This is a genomic window from Candidatus Accumulibacter phosphatis, assembly GCF_012939955.1.
Taxonomy (GTDB): Bacteria; Pseudomonadota; Gammaproteobacteria; order Burkholderiales; family Rhodocyclaceae; genus Accumulibacter; species Accumulibacter delftensis.
Genome location: NZ_SPMY01000006.1, coordinates 110,013 through 128,069 on the forward strand (window position 1 = coordinate 110,013; position 18,057 = coordinate 128,069).

Here is an 18,057-nt window from a genome sequence, read left to right on the forward strand (position 1 = left end):
TCTTGATCTGATTGGGATTGCTTGGCGGCACATTCTACTGGAGAAGATCGCCCCGAGGTGCGCCACCGCCCGGCAGCAATAGCCGCCCCCGGCTGTTATCACTACGCTGCGTGCCAATCAGTCGATCAGCCCGCCGCTGCGTAGCCGGAGCGAGCGGGCGGGCGATTCACTTCCGTCCCGGCAGGCGTGGGATAATCGGCCCATGCTCGCCACACCTGCCACACCCGCCACACCCGCCACACCGGCAATGACCGCCATCCAGCGGCTGCCCGATCTGCTGATCAGCCAGATCGCCGCCGGCGAAGTTGTCGACCGACCCGCTTCAGCGCTCAAGGAGTTGCTTGAAAACGCACTCGACGCGTGCAGTTCGACGATTCAAATCCAGCTCGAAGAAGGCGGCGTCAAGCTGATCCGCGTCAGCGACGACGGTGCCGGCATCGCGCGCGACGAACTGGCTCTCGCCCTCACCCGCCACGCGACCTCGAAAATCGGCTCGCTCGAAGATCTCGAACGCGTCGGCACGCTCGGTTTTCGTGGCGAAGCGCTGGCTTCGGTCGCCGGTGTCGCGCGAGTCACGCTGACCAGCCGTAGGCGCACCGCTATCGATGATCACGGCGAGCGTGGCAAGCACGGCGACGGCAGCGCAGCAGCGCACGCCTGGCGGCTCAGCGCCGAGCCGGGGGCGGCAGCCGAGCCAGCCGCGCTGCTCGCCGGCACGGTGGTCGAAATGCGCGACCTCTACTACAACACGCCGGCTCGCCGAAAATTCCTCAAATCCGACGCCACCGAATTCGCGCATTGCGCCGAGGCCGTCAAGCGCATTGCGCTGGCGCACCCGGAGGTCGCTTTCACCCTGTCGCACAATGGCCGCGTCAGCCTGCACCTGAAGAAAAGCGACGCCCGCGGCCGTGTCGGGGCGATCCTCGGGGATGACTTCCTGGCCGAGTCACGGCCACTCGACGTACGCGCCGGAGCGCTGCGCGTCACCGGCTTCTGCGCCCTGCCGGCCTACTCGCGAGCACGCAATGACGCCCAGTATTGCTACGTCAACGGCCGCTTCGTGCGCGACAAGCTGTTGCTGCATGCGCTACGCGAGGCCTACCAGGATCAGCTGCACGGCAGCCGTTACCCGGCCTACTGCGTCTTCCTGACCATCGACCCGGCGACGGTCGACGTCAATGTGCATCCCCAGAAAACCGAAGTCCGCTTCCGTGATGCGCGCGCCGTACATCAGTTCGTCTTTCACGCCGTGCAGCGTCTGCTGGGCAGTCCCCTGGCCACCACGGCCAGCGCTGCAGCGCAGCCAGCGCCCTGGACCGAACAATCTCGCTGGCCCCAAGGACCAACGGACCCGAGCGCACCGGCCAGCGGCGAATCCTCATACGGGGCCCGGCTTCCGTATCAGGGTTCGCTGCACGTCGGTGAGCCGCGCCCCCCCGGCACGGCTGGCAGCGCCAACGCCTACCTCGCCTTCGTCGGCACGGCGCAGCCGCCGGCCGACAGCCTGCCCGGCACCTTAGCCGACCCCCCTGCCCCGGAGACCGGCGGCCCGCCACTCGGCTATGCCCTCGCGCAACTGCACGGCGTCTATATCCTGGCGCAGAACAGCCAGGGCCTGGTGGTCGTTGACATGCACGCCGCCCATGAACGCATCCTCTACGAGAAGCTGAAGCTGGCGCTCGCCGATCAGCAAGTAGCCACCCAGGCGCTGCTGATTCCAGCGGTTTTCAGCGCCGCAGCGGTGGACGTCGCCACCGCCGAGGAGCACGCCGACGCGCTGCAGCAGCTCGGCTTCGAACTGGCGCCGCTGGGCCCTCGTCAGCTCGCCGTCAGACGCGTTCCGGCGCTGCTGCAGGGCGCCGACCCGGCAAGCCTGGCGCGCTCGCTACTCGGCGAGCTGCGCGAGCACGGCGTCAGCCAGCTGCTCACCGCACGCCGTAACGAGTTCCTCGCCAGCATGGCCTGCCACGGCGCCGTGCGCGCCCGCCGCCTTCTGTCGATCGCCGAAATGAATGCCCTGCTCCGGCAAATGGAGGAAACCGAACGGGGCGACCAGTGCAATCACGGCCGTCCGACCTGGACGCAGCTGAGCATGGCCGAGCTCGACCGCCACTTCCTGCGCGGCCGCTGAGCGTGTGCGCAGGAAGTGGCGAACAGCGACCGCCGGCGATCCTGCTGATGGGGCCGACCGCCAGCGGCAAGACGGCGGTGGCCATGGCTCTCGCACGGCGCTTCCCGGTGGAGCTGATCAGCGTCGATTCGGCGCAGGTCTTTCGCGACATGAATATCGGTACCGCCAAGCCCGACGCCGCGACCCTGGCCGAATTTCCACATCAGCTGATCGACCTGATTCCGCCGACCGAAGTCTACTCGGCGGCGCGCTTCCGTACCGACGCCCTGGCGGCGATGGCCGAGATCAGCGCGCGAGGACGCGTGCCGCTGCTCGTCGGCGGCACCATGCTCTACTTCAGGGCACTGCTCGAAGGCTTGGCCGAACTGCCGCAGGCCGATCCAGCCACGCGCGCAGAGATAGACCGCGAAGCCGCACTACGCGGCTGGCCAGCGCTGCACGCCGAACTGGCAACGATCGACCCGGCGACGGCAGCGCGCCTGCACACGACCGATGCACAGCGCATCCAGCGGGCACTCGAAGTATTCCGCTTGAGCGGTCGACCGCTGTCGACTCTGCTCGCCGCGGGCGAGAAGCAGAGCACGGCTTACCAGTTCACGACCATCGGCCTGCTGCCGTCCGAACGCGCCGTCCTGCACCAGCGCATCGCCGAACGCTTTTCTGCAATGCTGGCCGCCGGCCTGGAAGCGGAAGTGGCCATGTTGCGCGAGCGCTACCTCTTGCACGCGGCGCTACCGTCGATGCGCTGTGTCGGCTATCGGCAGGTGTGGGAAGTACAGGATGGCCTGCTGCCACGCCGCGAGCTGCGCGACCGCGGCATCTTTGCCACTCGCCAGCTGGCCAAACGCCAGATCACCTGGCTCAGGAACACGCTGCGCTCAGAGATCGTCGACTGCCTCGCGGCCGACGCCGAAGAGCGCGTCGCGCAGCTGCTCGGCGACATTCTGCGCTGAGGGGGATGGATACGGCATGGGCTGGGGTCGGCGACGCATGCTGCTCACGCCGCGCTGCGCACTTCCTCTATGCTTACCGCCCGCCGCAGGACGTCACCAACCCCAGTGCCGATTTCGGTGAGCGCCTGCTTTTGCGACACCAGGCCATTCTCGACGTGAACCAGTTCTTCGATACGTTCTTCCAGCGTGTCGGTCGCCTGGTGAATGCGCTTGATGCTCTCCAGCCGGCGCTTCAGCTGGATCTGATGCTCACGAATCTGAATCTCCATCGGCGCCATGATCGCCTTCAGCCATGACTCGGCATCACGATTGGCATGCTCAAAGGTTTTCCGCACCTGTACCGCAACCTCCTCGAAGAAGCGCTGCGTGAGCTGCGACTTTTCGTGAGTCAGCAACTGGAACATGGTGTTGATGTGGGTATTGCACCACTGGTCGAGGCGATCGATTTCCTTTTCGTAGCGGCGCAGCGAAAACGCGATCGGCGTCCCCAGCTTCAGGCCATGCTCGACGGCAAACTTCTTGTAGATGACTTCCATCATGGTCGTGATTTCCGCAACCTCGCCACGCGATCTGCGGAGGTTGTCACGCGCCGCCTCAAAAAAAATGCGCCATCGCTGTGGATAGCGTCTTCGAGAAAGTTGCCGCAACCATCGTTTCACGCGTGTGATTGGTCAGCAAGCGCAGCGGGTCGACACCGAGGTGCGCAAAGAGCTTGTTGGTCAGCTGTGAAAAGACGCTGCGCACCGCGTAGTAGCGCTGCAAGCCACTCTCGAACTCCTCCTTCTCATGACGCACCTTGCCCATCATGTACTCGACAACGCCCTTGTTCTTGCCGCGCAGCTCGGTGAGTTCGACGAGTTGTTCGCGCAAGCCAAGCAGGCGCGAGTCGAGCAGACTGCGCGTGCGCTGGTAGCAATCGGCGAACTCGCTTTCGGTATTGTCGCGAACGATTTCCTGCTTGGCCGGAATCAGCTCGTCGGTCAGCGCGCGCTCGAGCTCGGACACGCGACTGCGCTCGAGCAAGGGCTGATCGTCGTTGATCTTGGCGAGCAGCGCTTTCTGGGCGGAAACGGGAAAAATCTGGTTTTCCGGCAAATCCAGCGTCCATGCACAAGTTTCGACCTGTCGGCTGATTTCCGCATCGATCTCTTGCTGCGACTTGAGTTCGTCCCACAGGCTGTCAATCTTGTTCAGAACAACGATGCGCCCTTTCTTGCGGCCACCCGGCGTGCCGATGTGTTCGCGCCAGACCGTCAGATCCGACTGCGTGACACCGGTGTCAGCGGCCAGGATGAAGAGCACGGCATGCGCGTTGGGAAGCAGCGACAAGGTCAGCTCCGGCTCGGTACCGATCGCGTTCAGACCCGGCGTGTCGAGAATCACCAGCCCTTGCTGCAGCAGCGGGTGCGGGAAGTTGATGAGCGCGTGCCGCCAGCGGGGGATCTCGACGCTACCATCCTGACTAACGCGAAAGACAGCCGTATCACCGTCCACGATCGAGAAGCCAAGCGTTCGGCGACCTTACGATCGACGCGGATAACTTCGCTGACCTGCCGAAGCGCCTCCTGCATCGCCCCCGCCGAAGCGGTGTCGAGAGGTACGACGGACCACTCATCGGGAAAGCGCTTGTACTCGCTGATACTGGTATTGGACTCGCGGCTAGCGATCGGCAGCAGTTCGATCGACGCCGGCTTGCTGGCGTCGAACATCAGCTCGGTCGGGCACATCGTCGTGCGACCGGCGGTCGAGGGCAGAATGCGATTGCCGTAATCGGCAAAAAAGATGGCGTTGATCAGTTCCGACTTGCCGCGCGAGAACTCGGCGACGAAGGCTACATGCAGGCGATCTTCACGCAGTTTGTCGAGCAATAGCGAGATTCGTCGATCGGTCTGGGCGTCGGTAAGTTCGTTCTCGACCAGCCAGCCGGAAAACCTGGCGAGCCGTTGCGAGAGCTCGGAACGCCATTCGCTATAGGCGGCAAGATTGTCAGCAAGCGTCATGGCCAGTCCCGGCACAGGAGAAAGTTTTGACTCTATCACAAAAGGCAGAGCAATCAGTGACATGGCATAGCAGTCGAGCGAAGCAGGAAGCGGCGGCGGTCAACGCTGGCAGGCCGGGCAGTAGAAGCTCGAACGGCCAGCCTGACGGAGCACGCGTATCGGCGTCGCACAGACCAGGCAGGGCTCGGCCTGGCGATCATAGACCGCGCACGAAAGCTGGAAGCAACCGGCACCGCCATCGCTATGCACGTAGTCGCGGACCGTACTGCCGCCCGCAGCGATCGATGCCGCAAGCGTCGCACGAATCGCCTCCGCCAAGACTCGGTAGCGCTGCAGGCTGATCCGGCCGGCACGCCGCAGGGGTGAAATACCGGCGCGAAAAAGGCTTTCGGCAGCATAGATATTGCCGATACCAACGACCAGATGACTGTCCATCAGCAGCGGCTTCACCGCCACCCGCCGCCCGCGAGTGACTGCGTAGAGCCACTCGCCGCAAAAGCCATCGGCCAGCGGCTCCCGGCCCAGCGCGGCGAGCGCCGGGTGCGCTTCGACGTCGGTACCTTCGTGCCAGAGCAGGGCGCCGAAGCGGCGCGGGTCGCGCAGGCGCAGAACGGTATGCTGGAATACCAGGTCCACGTGATCGTGCCTCTGCGCTGGCGTCCCCGGCGGCACCAGGCGCAAACTGCCCGACATGCCGAGGTGAATCAGCAACCAGCCGCCGCCGCGACTGCTTGCGCAGTCGAGCAGCAGATACTTGCCGCGCCGTAGAATGGCATCAATACGCAGGCCGGCCAGCCGCGCATCGAGTCCGAGCGGAATCTCGTGACGCAGCTTCGGCGTGCGCACAATGGCCCCGACCAGGCATCGCCCAGGCAAATATGGAAGCAATCCCTGGCGACTCACTTCAACCTCTGGTAGTTCCGGCATTGCTGCTACCCCGAAAAGTCCATAACATGCGCAGCAGGAATTATGACGCAATCTCCCCCGTCAGCTCCTGCAAGTGTTTGCAGCCAGCAAGGAAACCATGAAACCGATCACCAGCAATCTCCTCTGCGCCACCCTGTCGCTGGCCCTCGCCATGCCCGCCCAGGCTGCCGACGAAACAGCAGCCGGCAAGCAGGACAAAGCAACGCAGCAGAACAAGGCCAGCAAGCGCACGCCACCGAGTGCTTTGCCACAGACGCTCGCAGCGCATCCCGAGGCCACCGACACCAAGGAACTGACCGGCCAGATCGTCTATCAGGTACTGCTGGCCGAAGTCGCCTTGCAGCGCGGCCAGATAGAGTTTGCCAGCCAGGCCTACGCCGACCTGGCAATGCGCACGCGCGACCCCAAAGTCCTCGAAAGAGCCATCGAGGTCGCCGGTTATGCGCGCCGCTTCGAGCGCGTTGTCAAACTCGCGCGCTTGTGGGTGCAAGTCGAGCCGGACTCGAAACGTGCACAGCAGGTGCTGGTCGGCGTGCTGGTGCTGACCAATCAGCTGAACGGCCTGGCACCCCGCTTGATCGACATGCTCGCGGCCGACCAGCCGGCACTCCCCGGCAATCTGCTGGCGCTCAATCGGATGTTTGCGCGCAGCGCGGACCGGAAGGCCGTTCTGCAACTGATCAGCGCCATCGGCGAGCGCTTTCCAAGGCTTCCCGAAGCGCATTACGCGGTCGCCGTCGCCGCCAGCTCTGCCGGCGAGAACGACCGCGCACTCGCGGAAGTACGGCAGGCGCTCGCCCTGCGCCCGGATTGGCAGATCGGTGCGCTACTCGAGGCGCAGCTGCTGGCCCGCAACTCGCCGGCGGAGGCAATTGCCTCGTTGCAGAGCTTCGTCGCCAAGAATCCGGACGCGCGCGAGGCGCAGCTGCATCTGGCGCGTGCTCTGGTTGGCGAGAAACGCTATGCCGAGGCCAAGCGCCTGTTCGAACAGTTGCTGCAAGCCTACCCGGACAACCCGGATGTCGTCTTTCCGGTCGCCATCCTCGCCCTCCAGGAAAATGACAAGACGCTCGCCGAGGCGCAACTCAAACATCTGATTAGCCTCGACTTCCCGGACAAGAGCGCGCCTTACTATTACCTTGGCCAGATCGCCGAGGAAAGCAAGCGTGGCGACGAAGCGCTGGCCTACTATCAGCAGGTCGGCCCTGGCGAACACTATTTGCCGGCGCAGATTCGCAGCGCCGCCATCCTTGCCCAGCAGGGCAAGCTCGACGAGGCGAGGCGCCAACTCAGCGCGGCAGCCGCGAGAGACCCGCAAATGCGCGTGCAACTGTTGATCGCCGAAGCGGCACTGCTGCGCCAGGCCGAGCAGAGCGCAGCGGCGCTGGCCTTGCTGGAACATGAACTGGGCGAGCAAGCCGACCAGCCTGAACTGCTCTACGAATCGGCACTTCTGGCCGAGCGACTCGGACGCCTGGAAGTGATGGAAAAGCGCCTGCGCAAGCTGATCGCGCTGCAACCGCAAAGCGCGCAGGCTTACAACGCACTTGGTTACTCCTATGCCGATCGCAATATGCGACTGGCCGAAGCGCGTCAATTGATCGAAACGGCGCTCCACTTGGCACCCAACGACCCGTTCATTCTCGACAGCATGGGCTGGGTGCTGTTTCGGCAAGGTGAGCTCGAAGACGCCCTGACCCATCTACAGCGCGCTTATGCGCAGCGCCCCGACGCCGAGATCGCGGCCCACCTGGGTGAAGTGCTGTGGATGCTCGGGCGCACGGACGAAGCGCAGCGCACCTGGAACGAGGCGCTGCAGCGGCATCCGGAAAGTGCGGAGCTCCAGAAAGTGCGGAAGAGGTTCTCGCCCTGACTGCGACCTTGACCTCGCCCTACCCCGCAGCCATTACCGGCAGGCCGTTGTTCAGCGCCATGCGAGCGCGGCTGTCGGCCGTACTGCTTCTTGCGCTGCTCACATTGACCGCCTGCAGTAGCGCACCGCCCTCGGCGGAGCGGCCATCGCCCGTACGACGCGACGAGCTGCAGGCTTTCTCACTGGCGGGCCGCTTTTCATTGCGCCAGGAAGGACAAAGCCACAGCGGCCGGCTGGACTGGCGACACGCCGAAGAGAGCGATGAACTGCTGCTCTCGTCACCCCTCGGACAAGCCATGGCCGAAATCGTCAGCAACCCTGATGGCGCCCGCCTGAACAGCGCTGACGGAAAAACGCAAACGGCAGCCAGCGCCGACGAGCTGCTGCAGGCCGTCCTTGGCTACCCCTTGCCCCTGGACAAACTGGCCGACTGGGTACGCGGCCGGAGTCCGCAGGGCGGGACGATGGCCGTCGACGCCTTGGGCCGCCCCCTGCGCCTGCAATACGAAGACTGGCGCATCGCCTACGAGTACGACAGCGACGAGCGACAAGCCCTGCCTGGCCGGCTCTTCGTCGAACGCGAGGCGCTCCTTGAACTGCGCCTGCGCATCGACGAGTGGTTGCCGCTGATACCACTACGCGCCCCCCTCTCGCCGCGCGCCCCGGCAAGTTCGGCGCCTTGAGCAACCGCGCAAACTTCGCCATGACGACCTCCGCCGGCCAGATCTGGGATTGGCACAGCGCCTATCCAGCGCCGGCCAAGCTGAACCTCTTCCTGCACGTCGTCGGCCGGCGCGCCGATGGCTACCACCTGCTGCAAACACTGTTTCGCTTTCTCGGGCACGGCGACCGCCTGCGCTTCGCCCCGCGCGCCGACGGCGCCATCCATCTGGCGACACCACTGCCCGGCGTGCCGCCGGAGAGCGACCTCACCGTTCGTGCCGCGCGCCTGCTGCAGGCGGCAAGCGCTTGCCGAAAGGGCGTCGAGATCAGCATCGAGAAACAACTGCCCATGGGCGGCGGCCTGGGCGGCGGCAGTTCGGATGCCGCGACCGTCCTGCTGGCCCTCAACCATCTTTGGCAACTCGGCTTGCCTCGCCAGCAGTTGCAGGAAATCGGCCTGCAGCTCGGCGCCGACGTACCGGTCTTCATTTTCGGTCGCAATGCTTTTGCCGAAGGGGTCGGTGAAACGCTGCAAGCGGTCGATCTGCCAGCGCGCTGGTACCTGGTTCTCGAACCGCCGCTGGCGGTCGCCACGGCAGCCGTCTTCGCGGCCCCGGAACTGAAGCGCGACTCATTGCCGATCAGCGTCGAGCAATGGCAGCCGGGATTCGGCAGCAACGACCTGGAAACCGTCGCGGCGGCCCGTTATCCGGTGATTGCCGAGCATCTCGCCAGCCTGTCGGCCTTCGCGCCGGCCCGCATGAGCGGCTCCGGCGCCTGTGTTTTCGCCGAGTTCGAAAGCCGCGAGCAGGCCGAGGCAGCCCTGCGAAGAATCCCTGCAAAGCTTCGCGCCTGGGTCGCTGCGGGCCTCGCAGCGCACCCCCTGCGTGAGCTGGCGAGCGAATAAAGCGCGCGCAAGCAGAAGAATTATTGCTTTTGCACTTCTTTTCCTGAGAAATCCCGGGTACAATGCGCGCCTCGTTCGCCAGCCAGGCGATGCGAGCGACAGCTGGGGAGTCGCCAAGTTGGTCAAGGCACCGGATTTTGATTCCGGCATTCGAAGGTTCGAATCCTTCTTCCCCAGCCACTCTATTTCTGTCAAAGCGGGCAGGCGTCCTTACCTGCCCGTCTTGCTTTATACGGCGCTGCTTCACCGGCGCCTCTGGAAAGCGCAGCATGGCCTACGACAGCCTGATGGTGTTCACCGGCAATGCCAATCCGGCATTGGCTGCCGACGTTGTCAAGCGCCTCAACATCTCGCTCGGACGAGCGCAGGTGGGTCGCTTTTCTGACGGCGAAATAAGCGTCGAGATTCAGGAGCATGTGCGCGGCATGGACGTGTTCATCCTGCAATCGACCTGCGCGCCGACCAACGAAAACCTGATGGAGCTACTGGTGATGGTCGATGCGCTCAAGCGCGCCTCGGCTACCCGGATCACCGCCGCCATCCCGTATTTCGGTTATGCCCGCCAGGATCGACGCGTACGCTCGGAGCGCGTGCCGATCGCCGCCAAACTGGTTGCCGACCTGCTCACCGCAGCCGGCGTACACCGCGTCTTGACCATGGACCTGCACACCGAGCAGATCCAGGGCTTCTTCAACATCCCGGTCGATAACATCTATTCGCTGCCGATCATGCTGGGCGATGTCTGGAAGAAGAACTTCGACCATCTGATGGTCGTCTCGCCCGACGTCGGCGGCGTCGTGCGCGCACGCGCGCTGGCCAAGCGTCTCGAGTGCGACCTGGCGATCATCGACAAACGGCGCCCGAAAGCGAATGTTTCAGAAGTGATGAACATCATCGGCGAAGTCCAGGGACGCACCTGCGTGATCATGGACGACCTGGTCGACACCGCCGGGACGCTGTGCAAAGCGGCAACCGCGCTCAAGGAGGATGGCGCCCGGCACGTCGTCGCCTACTGCGTCCACCCGGTACTCTCGGGCAAGGCCGTCGAGCGAATCAACGCTTCCGATCTCGACGAGTTGGTCGTCACCGACACCATTCCGCTGCGCGAAGACGCGCGGAACTCGCCGCGCATCCGGCAACTGTCGGTCGCCGAAGTGATGGCCGAAACGATTCGTCGGATCAGTAACGAGGATTCGGTTTCGTCCTTGTTCATCGAATAGGACAGCGCGCGCGCCGAGCGCCGAGCGCCGTCAGAACCATTTTCCATCCCTCGCCTGGTCGCGGGCGGGGTTGTGTTTCAACCAGGAGTTGTCCATGAAATTTGAAATTGAAGCGCGCGAGCGCACTTTGCAGGGGTCCGGAGCGAGCCGCCGCCTGCGTCGCGAAAACCGGGTCCCGGCCATCATCTACGGGGGCACGAGAGATCCGCTGATGATCGACATCGACCACAACGAAATCCTGCTCAACCTGCGCAAGGAAGGTTTTCGTTCGTCGGTTATCACACTCACGCTTGATGGCAATCGCCAGCAAGCCTTGCTGCGCGATGCCCAGGTGCACCCCTGGAAGCCGCTGGTCCTGCACTGCGACTTCCTGCGGGTAGACGCCACCCATGCCATCCATCAGCGTATCCCGCTGCACTTCCTGAACGGCGAAATCGCCCCCGGCGTCAAGCTTGAAGGCGGTGCCGTCGCCGCAGCGATCAACGACATCGAAGTCAGCTGCCTGCCGCAAGACCTGCCGGCATTCATCGAAGTCGACCTGAAGGATCTCGCCATGGGCGACACGATCCATCTTTCCGAACTCGTCTTTCCCGACAAGGTCACGCCGGTGGTGTCCGGCGACGACCAGGTCGTCGTCTCGATCATCGCTCCCAAGGTTGTCGAGGAGGACGAGGTCGAAGGCGAAGAAGTTGAAGGCGCCGCTACCGAGGAAGGCAAGGAAGGCAAGGACGAATAGGTCCAGCCCGGCCATCCAGCCAGACCCAGGCCGCCGTCCGGCACTCGCTGCCCTCGGCGGCCTTTTCTTTTTGCGGTCATAACCTGACACCCGGGTCATGAAAGTCATCTCCGTCCTCCCTCTTTCCCGGCCATTCTTCCGCGAAGGGAGACGGAAATTTCGTGAGTCGCGTCTGCGACTTTCACATTGACGGTGCCATCGATGTCATGCCCCCACCCCGCCTGATTGTCGGCCTCGGCAACCCCGGCGGCCAATACGAAGACAACCGGCACAATGTCGGCTTCTGGTTTATCGACCAGTTGTCCGTTCGCCTGCAGTCGCCGCTGACGCCGCAGGGGAAATTCCTCGGCCGAGTCGCTCGCCGCGACGAACTGTGGCTGTTGCAACCGTTGACCTTCATGAATCTCTCCGGCCAGGCGGTCGCTGCGCTGGCGCGCTTCTACAAGATCGCCGCCGACGAAACCCTGGTCGTCCATGACGACCTCGACCTCGAACCGGGTAGCATCCGCCTCAAGCAGGGCGGCGGCAACGGCGGGCACAATGGCCTGAAAGACATTCAGGCGCGCCTGGCGACGCCGGACTTCTGGCGCCTGCGCCTGGGAATCGGCCATCCCGGCGAGCGTGCCGAAGTCATCAACTATGTCCTCAAGGCCCCCCGACGCGAAGAACAGGAACTGATCGACCGCGCCCTCGACCGCTGCCTGCTGGCCTGGCCCGATCTCGCCGCTGGCGACTACGCGGCCGCGCAACGCCAGCTGCACGTCAAGACCGTCTCACCATAGGAATCCGAGCATGAGCCTCAAATGCGGTATCGTCGGCCTGCCCAACGTCGGCAAATCAACCCTATTCAATGCCCTCACCAAAGCGGGAATCGCCGCCGAGAACTACCCTTTCTGCACCATCGAGCCCAACGTCGGCATCGTCGAAGTCCCCGATCCGCGCCTCGCACAGCTGACCGCCATCGTCAAGCCACAGCGTGTACAGCCAGCGATCGTCGAATTTGTCGACATCGCCGGGCTGGTCGCCGGGGCCTCGAAAGGCGAAGGCCTGGGCAACCAGTTCCTGGCCAACATCCGCGAGACCGACGCCATCGTCAATGTCGTACGCTGCTTCGATGACGAAAATGTCGTGCATGTCTCGGGCCGCGTCGACCCGCTCTCGGACATCGAAACGATCATGACCGAACTGGCGCTCGCCGATCTGGCCGCCGTCGAACGTACGCTCAACCGCGAGAGCAAGAAAGCCCGCTCCGGCGACAAGGAAGCGCAACAACTGGTCGGCGTCCTCGAACGCCTGCTGCCACACCTCAACGAAGGCCATCCGGCACGCACGCTGTCACTTTCCGAGGACGAAAAAACCGTCCTCAAACCACTCTGCCTGCTGACCATCAAGCCGATGATGTACGTCGGCAATGTCCTTGAAGACGGTTTCGAGAACAACCCCTATCTTGATAGCCTGCGCGGCCATGCGGCCAGGGAAGGCGCGCCGGTGGTCGCCCTCTGCGCCAAGATCGAGGCCGAACTCGCCGATCTCGACGACGCAGACAAACAGGACTTCCTCGCCGACCTCGGCCTCGAAGAACCCGGCCTGAATCGCCTGATCCGCGCCGGCTACCAGCTGCTTGGCCTGCAGACCTACTTCACCGCCGGCGTCAAGGAAGTCCGCGCCTGGACCATTCACGTCGGCGATACCGCCCCGCAGGCCGCCGGCGTCATCCACACCGACTTCGAACGAGGCTTCATCCGCGCCCAGACCATCGCCCTGGCCGACTTCATCGCCTACAAGGGCGAACAGGGCGCCAAGGAAGCCGGCAAGATGCGCGCCGAAGGCAAGGAATATGTGGTCAAGGACGGCGATGTGCTGAACTTCCTGTTCAACGTCTAAGCAGAACTCTGGATTTCGCCGACCGTCAGCGGACGATCAAAGCGTTGGCGATTGAGTGAGCGCTCGACGCTTCGATCAACGCTTCGCGAGCGGCAGCGGCATCGGCAACCGCGCTTTAGCCATCAACAGGAGCATGTCTTCCACTCTGCTCCGCCAGGGAGGAAATGGTCCTCGGGAACGATTGAATTACCGATGACGGACTCTTACAATTCACGGAGTGACTTTGCCGAGGAACGAGCATGAGAAGCACCATTACCGAACGCGGACAAACGGTGGTTCCAGCCGAGATTCGGCGGCAGTTTCACTTGAGCCCGAGCGATCGCCTAGAGTGGGTCGTGGATTCACAGGGAATTCGAGTTGTGCCGGTACGGGCAAACCCGATCGCGGCTTTTCGCGGCCAAGGCAAAGGCGGAAGCACACAGCGCCTACTGCAGGATCGCAAAGAAGAACTGGTCGGCGAATGATTACGTATTTGCTTGACACCTCCGCGCTCCTGACCTTGCGAGACGACGAGCCGGGCGCAGCCCGGGTGGCGGACTTGCTCGAACAGGCACAAGCGAGGACAGTGCAATGTTTCGGCTCGTTCATGTCGCTGATGGAAGTGTCGTATCGCGTCTGGCGCGACGAAGGCGAGGCTGCCGGCCGCCTGGCCTATGAACAGTGTCTGGCGCTTCCCGTTGTCTGGATGCATGAAACGTCGGACTTGCTGAAAAAAGCCGCCGCGATCAAGGCAACTTGCCCCCTATCGGTCGCGGATGCCTGGATTGCCGCATCGGCGATCGAGCAAGGAGCCGTGTTGATCCACAAGGATCCGGAGTTCAAGGTGGTGCCGGTACGCCAGGAACTGCTGCCATTGAAAGAAAAGTAGTTCGCGAGCAAGACAGGCAAAGTGCGCTTCGTCGCGCCGACCCTGGCACACCGAACGACGGCGGCCGCTCCAGCGACCCACGCTTCGTCCGATGAAACCTTGCTCTCGGGCCGCGGTAGCGAGAGGAGATGGTCTCGTTCCTGGCCTGAGTTGGAGAATTTCGTACGGCGCCCAAGCCTGGATGCGCAGGTGCATCCAGCCAAGAACCGGGTCGAGCAGATACCAGTACAGGCGAGTGGCCTGTGCCGGTTGCCGGAAAGTGTGACGCAGATTCCCGCGCCCTGGGCGCGCGAGGGAAGCCGCTTCACGCTGTTGTGCGAGGCGTTGACGCTTGCGTTGCCACCGACGATATCGTCGGTCTTGGCGGCCGCTCGACTGCTGGGCGAATGCAGTCGCAGACTGTGGCGGGTGATCGACCATCACGTGCGCCAGGCGCGCGCCCGGGAGGGTCTTGCCGGCGTTCGCGCTATCGGCGTCGATGAGACCGCCCGAAAGCGCGGCCAGACGTACGTCCCTGTTTTTTTTATGATCTTGATGAACAGCGCTTGCTGTTTGCGACGCCCGGTCGCGACAAGGCTTAAGAAACGGAAGCAGGCGGATCGCGGTAGGGGCATCGTGAATGGTACGCCATCCGGCCCGAACCCGCAGGGTGCAAGCACTTTGCCGTACCATAGAGTCTTCCCAAGCGAAACGACACAGGGATCTCCATGAACGCATTCCTTACTCGATCTATTTTCGCCCTCGCGATCCTCCTGATCAGTCCATCGCTCTTCGCGCAATCCGCCAATCCCACGCTGACCGTCGACAGTGAGCGCGGCAGTCACAGTCTCAGCCTCGACGAGTTGCGTGACAGTCTGGAAACACGCGAGATCGAGGTCATCAATCCGGATCTGGGGCGACCGATTCGCTACCTCACGTTTTCGCTCGCCGATGTTCTCAAGCTGATGGGTGCGAGCAACGCCGAAGATCTGGTTTTCCATTGCCTGGACGGCTACCAGAGCAGCACCGCCGTGGCCAACGTCGCCAAACTCGACCTCCGACTCGCGTACGGCGAAGACGGCATCCCGGGCCAGTGGTCGCTCATCCCCACCGGCAAGACGATGACCAATCCGGCGCCATTCATCGTCGTCAGCGCCAACACCTCGGACTCGAAGGTGTTTTCCTGGCCATTTCAAATGAACCGCATCGAAGCCGTCTCCTTCGCCAGCAAGTTCCCTCTGGTCCTTCCCACGGGAGTATCCGCGAACAGCGCAGTCGCCAGGGGCTTCACCATCTTTCGCGAGCAATGCCTGAAATGCCACTCGGTCAACCTGCAGGGAGGCGAAGTCGGCCCCGAGTTGAACATTCCGAAGAACATCACTGAATACCGCAGTACCAACTTCCTGCGTCAGTGGCTGCACGATCCAAACCAGTTCCGCGCCCGCGCAAGAATGCCGCCAACAGAGCTGACCCCCGAGGAAATCGACGAGGTGATCGCCTATCTGCGGCATATGGCTCGCCACAAGCAGGGAGGATAGCGGGCACCGGCAGGCGATCAAGCGCTGTTCTACGCGCCTGCAAGTGTCGCCCGGCCCGTCGGGGGGGAAGCTCCGCTTACCCGGCTGAAACTCCGGCACTGTCGCCACCTCGCGTATCGAGATGCGAATACACGGTGCACATGAACACGAACAGGACGCCCGCCATGCACGCCGCCGATGACAGCCAAGCGCCCAAGAAGGCGGCAAATCCCCGCGCCAACGCGGACCGGCTGCACAAGGCCAGGGAAATGGACATCAACACAGACCGTACGCGAAGCCCGCAAGCAGCGGCAGCGCGAGCAATGGCTGGCGCGGAGAAGAAGCGGACAGCGATCGCGACGTACAACGATCACGTCGAGCAGCATGGCGTGTTCAGCGGCGGGCTGCGGACCTTCTGATGACTCAGTTCGCCGTGCGCCGCACTCCGAAACCGGATGACCGCATCCTGACCAACGCTACTCACCCTTTCGACCCTGAGCGGGCTGTCGAGGACAGGGTAAGCGGACATTCAGGAACGTACAAGTAAAGGGTGGCCGCGGAGCGCGTAGGGAAACACAAGCGCAGCTTGTGGCCGTCCGCTCGACTACCGGGTTGGGCGTCGTCGCTTATGTACGCTGAACGCCGTAGGTGCGCAGGGCACTCTCAATCTGCTGCTCCTCTGTTCGTTCTGCTGTCATGCGATAGCTTGGTGCGATGATCGGAAATGTCTTTTTGATAGTCACTCGAAAAATATTGCGGATTGGAAAAGACCCGTTCGTAATTGCTTCCAATGGAACTAGGAGCTCCGAAAATTGCAGACTGCTTGGCTCAACGACAGTTGCACTCCCTTTTACCTTAAACCCCTTTTGAACGAAGACATCAACAAAGCTCACGCACACCTCTGGCCATGAACGAATATTCTTTTCGCTTTCTGGGGACGCAATATTGGCAATCAAAATCAAATCTTCGCCCCAAGCGCAGAATACCTCTTTGGGTGACACATTCGGATTTCCACAATCGTCAACGGTGCCCAGCCAACACAACACACTGCGCTCGATGTAGGCCTTAAGGTCGGGAGACAGCATTCATATCCTCCAGCGTGGTGAGTGGTGCAAACTTATGAAACCCAACGTTTCAATTAAAGGAAACGCTTCAGCGCGTCCCGCTTGAAGATGGGTTGCACGTCATTTCCAGAAGCGCCACCAAGGCTTCGAATCGGCAGACGAGCACGTTTTGCGGAGAACTTCGAAGTTTTCGTAGTCGACGCCAGGAATGTCTTCATCGTGCTTGAAGCCGATAACCTCCTTGGCCGCGTTTAGTGGGATGTCGAAGTAGTGGTCAACGCCAGCCTTTTCGCCACCGTCCGCTTCCTGTGCTTCCTTGTGCTCCGCAGCCATGACTTCAAACCCGCGTGGCAGGATGCCAGAAGTCTTTAAGTGAATGGGGCTATTTTCACCGACATGTTCCGCACGCCATACCTGATCGCCACCGGCCCAATACTCGGCGGAGCTGAACATCACATGCTCCTCGATTGAGCAAGCAAGCACGGGAAAGTGCTCAGACAAAGGCCCCAGCATCTTTGGTTGCAGGAAATGGCTGTCGCACCCACGCGCAACGATGAGGAACCAATTTGTGGGGAGCGCATAGCTCGATAAAGCTTCACGCGCGTATTCGCACGATTGACCAGTGCGGGCGTAACCAAGCTGCTGGAGTGCCTCGACCGCGTCGGAGGTTTGAACTGCAAGTAATGATAACGAGTAGCCCATGTTATGACGACCAACTCATAAGTTAATATCCTAGCGTTAAACATCGTCAGCAGCTATTTTTCACGTTATGAAGCATATCACGACAACAACGGTTATGTGCTTGGCCCGCCGTGCCTAGATCGATTGAGCTTTTCGATTGAATGTCCGCTATGGAAATAGCTTCCTCACCGGCCGCTATTGGCCGATTGTACTCATTCGGTGTTCCGACCGAAAGCAGCCGTTCAAGCAGTCTTCGGAATGAGCGCAGCGCCATGCCGAACGTTTGTCGGGCAACGGTTCTTTGAGCTAGCCAAGGCAACCGGCCAGGGCGCGGACCTTGACGCTGTGCGCGAGTCGACAACCAGGCGCAATGGCCAGCGACGCAAGCCCGACAGCCCGTCAACTGAACTCCCAGCGGTTCGGCAAGGCTGGGGTCAGCCGGCGCGTACGCCTTGGAGCCTTTGCCACAGCGGTTCGACGAGCCTTGCCGACTCGCGGAGGAATGAAGTTGAGTCTCTGAGCCTCACCACTGACTCTCTGAGTCATGAAGTTGAGTCACTGAGCCTCACCGCTGACTCTCTGAGTCATGAAGTTGAGCCTCTGAGCCTCACCGCTGACTCTCTGAGTCATGAAGTTGAGTCGCTGAGCCTCACC

The 18,057-nt window shown here is 62.5% G+C and carries 16 protein-coding genes, 1 tRNA gene and 1 pseudogene; 14 read left to right on the forward strand and 4 right to left on the reverse strand.

The window, feature by feature from the left end; genetic code table 11:
* The first annotated feature begins 247 nt into the window (after positions 1-247).
* Both mutL and miaA read left to right on the forward strand, forming a co-directional pair.
* Positions 248-2,131 carry a DNA mismatch repair endonuclease MutL gene (gene mutL / locus E4Q23_RS02495; protein ID WP_169065185.1) on the forward strand — a complete coding sequence of 628 codons (1,884 nt, stop codon included), beginning with the start codon at positions 248-250 and terminating at the stop codon, positions 2,129-2,131.
* 47 nt (positions 2,132-2,178) lie between these two features.
* On the forward strand, positions 2,179-3,084 hold the full coding sequence (gene miaA, locus E4Q23_RS02500; RefSeq protein ID WP_169065186.1) for a tRNA (adenosine(37)-N6)-dimethylallyltransferase MiaA: 906 nt from the start codon (positions 2,179-2,181) through the stop codon (positions 3,082-3,084).
* Between the two features lie 44 nt (positions 3,085-3,128).
* On the opposite strand, the pseudogene E4Q23_RS02505 reads toward miaA, so the two are convergent.
* Positions 3,129-5,084 (reverse strand): annotated as a pseudogene (locus E4Q23_RS02505) (dynamin family protein).
* 99 nt (positions 5,085-5,183) lie between these two features.
* Positions 5,184-6,011 carry a bifunctional DNA-formamidopyrimidine glycosylase/DNA-(apurinic or apyrimidinic site) lyase gene (mutM, locus tag E4Q23_RS02510; protein WP_169065158.1) on the reverse strand — a complete coding sequence of 276 codons (828 nt, stop codon included), beginning with the start codon at positions 6,009-6,011 and terminating at the stop codon, positions 5,184-5,186.
* A 97-nt stretch (positions 6,012-6,108) separates the two neighbouring features.
* Here mutM and E4Q23_RS02515 point away from each other — a divergent pair, with 97 nt between their 5' ends.
* The 12 genes from E4Q23_RS02515 to E4Q23_RS02570 all read left to right on the forward strand — a co-directional run bounded on the left by E4Q23_RS02515 (position 6,109) and on the right by E4Q23_RS02570 (position 16,077).
* Positions 6,109-7,884, forward strand: a complete 1,776-nt coding sequence (locus tag E4Q23_RS02515; RefSeq protein WP_169065159.1) for a tetratricopeptide repeat protein — start codon at positions 6,109-6,111, stop codon at positions 7,882-7,884.
* 8 nt (positions 7,885-7,892) lie between these two features.
* A complete protein-coding gene (gene lolB / locus E4Q23_RS02520) occupies positions 7,893-8,567 on the forward strand; it encodes a lipoprotein insertase outer membrane protein LolB (protein ID WP_169065160.1) in 675 nt (224 codons plus the stop codon).
* Positions 8,568-8,587: 20 nt separating this feature from the next.
* On the forward strand, positions 8,588-9,454 hold the full coding sequence (gene ispE, locus E4Q23_RS02525) for a 4-(cytidine 5'-diphospho)-2-C-methyl-D-erythritol kinase (RefSeq protein WP_169065161.1): 867 nt from the start codon (positions 8,588-8,590) through the stop codon (positions 9,452-9,454).
* A 103-nt stretch (positions 9,455-9,557) separates the two neighbouring features.
* Positions 9,558-9,634: transfer RNA gene (locus tag E4Q23_RS02530), tRNA-Gln, on the forward strand.
* 89 nt (positions 9,635-9,723) lie between these two features.
* Positions 9,724-10,674, forward strand: coding sequence for a ribose-phosphate pyrophosphokinase (locus tag E4Q23_RS02535; RefSeq protein ID WP_169065162.1), 951 nt, complete (start codon positions 9,724-9,726; stop codon positions 10,672-10,674).
* A gap of 94 nt (positions 10,675-10,768) precedes the next feature.
* On the forward strand, positions 10,769-11,410 hold the full coding sequence (locus tag E4Q23_RS02540; protein WP_211203604.1) for a 50S ribosomal protein L25/general stress protein Ctc: 642 nt from the start codon (positions 10,769-10,771) through the stop codon (positions 11,408-11,410).
* Between the two features lie 206 nt (positions 11,411-11,616).
* The gene (gene pth / locus E4Q23_RS02545; protein ID WP_169065187.1) at positions 11,617-12,192 is read left to right on the forward strand and encodes an aminoacyl-tRNA hydrolase; all 576 of its coding nucleotides are present in this window, start codon (positions 11,617-11,619) and stop codon (positions 12,190-12,192) included.
* Between the two features lie 10 nt (positions 12,193-12,202).
* Entirely contained in the window at positions 12,203-13,294 is a 1,092-nt protein-coding gene (ychF, locus tag E4Q23_RS02550) for a redox-regulated ATPase YchF (RefSeq protein ID WP_169065164.1), read from the forward strand.
* Between the two features lie 239 nt (positions 13,295-13,533).
* The gene (locus E4Q23_RS02555) at positions 13,534-13,758 is read left to right on the forward strand and encodes an AbrB/MazE/SpoVT family DNA-binding domain-containing protein (protein WP_169065165.1); all 225 of its coding nucleotides are present in this window, start codon (positions 13,534-13,536) and stop codon (positions 13,756-13,758) included.
* Positions 13,755-14,162 (forward strand): PIN domain-containing protein, encoded by a 408-nt coding sequence (locus tag E4Q23_RS02560; RefSeq protein WP_169065166.1) that lies wholly within the window; start codon positions 13,755-13,757, stop codon positions 14,160-14,162. Before E4Q23_RS02555 ends, E4Q23_RS02560 begins: the two co-directional genes overlap by 4 nt.
* Positions 14,163-14,869: 707 nt before the next feature.
* On the forward strand, positions 14,870-15,679 hold the full coding sequence (locus E4Q23_RS02565) for a c-type cytochrome (RefSeq protein WP_169065167.1): 810 nt from the start codon (positions 14,870-14,872) through the stop codon (positions 15,677-15,679).
* 164 nt (positions 15,680-15,843) lie between these two features.
* Complete coding sequence (locus E4Q23_RS02570) at positions 15,844-16,077, forward strand: type II toxin-antitoxin system CcdA family antitoxin (protein WP_169065168.1); 234 nt, start codon at positions 15,844-15,846, stop codon at positions 16,075-16,077.
* Positions 16,078-16,284: 207 nt separating this feature from the next.
* Here the strand turns inward: E4Q23_RS02570 and E4Q23_RS02575 are convergent, their stop codons facing one another.
* Both E4Q23_RS02575 and E4Q23_RS02580 read right to left on the reverse strand, forming a co-directional pair.
* Positions 16,285-16,743 carry a pyridoxamine 5'-phosphate oxidase family protein gene (locus E4Q23_RS02575; protein WP_169065169.1) on the reverse strand — a complete coding sequence of 153 codons (459 nt, stop codon included), beginning with the start codon at positions 16,741-16,743 and terminating at the stop codon, positions 16,285-16,287.
* A 99-nt stretch (positions 16,744-16,842) separates the two neighbouring features.
* Positions 16,843-17,424 carry a hypothetical protein gene (locus E4Q23_RS02580; RefSeq protein ID WP_169065170.1) on the reverse strand — a complete coding sequence of 194 codons (582 nt, stop codon included), beginning with the start codon at positions 17,422-17,424 and terminating at the stop codon, positions 16,843-16,845.
* Between the last annotated feature and the right edge of the window lie 633 nt (positions 17,425-18,057).